General features: G+C 70.7%; 1 protein-coding gene. It reads right to left on the bottom strand.

Annotation, left to right across the window (positions count from 1 at the left end; all coding sequences use genetic code 11):
- Positions 1–1,069: IS701 family transposase (locus ABZ453_RS51415; protein WP_359027021.1), on the bottom strand; the 1,069-nt coding region annotated here is incomplete at both ends.

Genomic DNA, 1,069 nt, shown 5'->3' with positions numbered 1-1,069 from the left:
CTCGATGCGCCAGCGGAGCTTGGCGAGCCGGACCAGTGTGGTCAAGGGCATGCCGGAGGGCAGATCGGACAGCCAGTACTGCACCGGCTCACTCTCACCGGCGGGCCATTCGGCCAGCAGCCAGCACACGGGCAGTTCCGGACCGTCGGCGTGCTGGCGGACCTCGCGTCCGGCAGGCCGGATACGCAAGGCCACGAAGCGGGAGTACATCCGCTTGCGGCCCGAGCGGCCACTTCCGGGCCGGGAACCCTCACGCCACTGCACCGGCCGGGCCGCCTTCCGGCCCGCCGCGATGACCAGTTCCTTCACCGAGCGCGGCTTGTCGGGATACTTCGCCACCGGCGGGCGTCCGGTCCCGGAGTACGGTTCGGTCACCGGCACCGCGTCGGCGGGCTGGGCCGAGAGCGTGGTGGAGATCCCCACCACGTAGTTCAGGCCGCGGGCCTGCAGTCCGTGCCGGAACGCGGCGGCGTCGCCGTATCCTGCGTCCGCGATGGCCAGCGGCACCTCCAGGCCCCAGGAGCGGGTCTCGTCGAGCATGTCCAGGGCCAGCTGCCATTTCTCCACGTGCCCGACATCGTCCGGGATGCCGCACGCGGCGCGGCGGGCAACCTTGTCCGCATCGGCCTTCGGCGAGGCGGGATCCCATGTCTCGGGCAGGAACAGTCGCCAGTTGACCGCCGCCGAGGCGTGGTCGGATGCGAGGTGGAGAGAGACGCCGACCTGGCAGTTGGTGACCTTGCCGGCGGTGCCGGTGTACTGCCGCGACACGCATGCCGAGGCCCTCCCGTCCTTCAAAAACCCGGTGTCGTCGAAGACCAGGGCCTCGGGCCCGATCGCCTCCTCCATACGCCAGGCGAGCTGGGCCCGGATGTGGGCCGGATCCCAGGGGCTGGTGGTGATGAAGTTGGCCAGTGCCTGCCGGTTGCCGTCCTCCCCAAGCCGGGCGGCCATCGGCTCGACCGACTTACGCTGCCCGTCGGTCAGCAGACCCCGCAGATACACCTGCCCCCAGCGGCGCTGATCCTTGCGCGCGAACGGCTCGAACACCTCCGCCGCAAACGTCTCC

It is taken from the genome of Streptomyces sp. NPDC005799, assembly GCF_040630525.1.
Taxonomy (GTDB): domain Bacteria; phylum Actinomycetota; class Actinomycetes; order Streptomycetales; family Streptomycetaceae; genus Streptomyces; species Streptomyces griseorubiginosus_B.
This window is presented reverse-complemented; position numbering and strand designations above follow the sequence as displayed.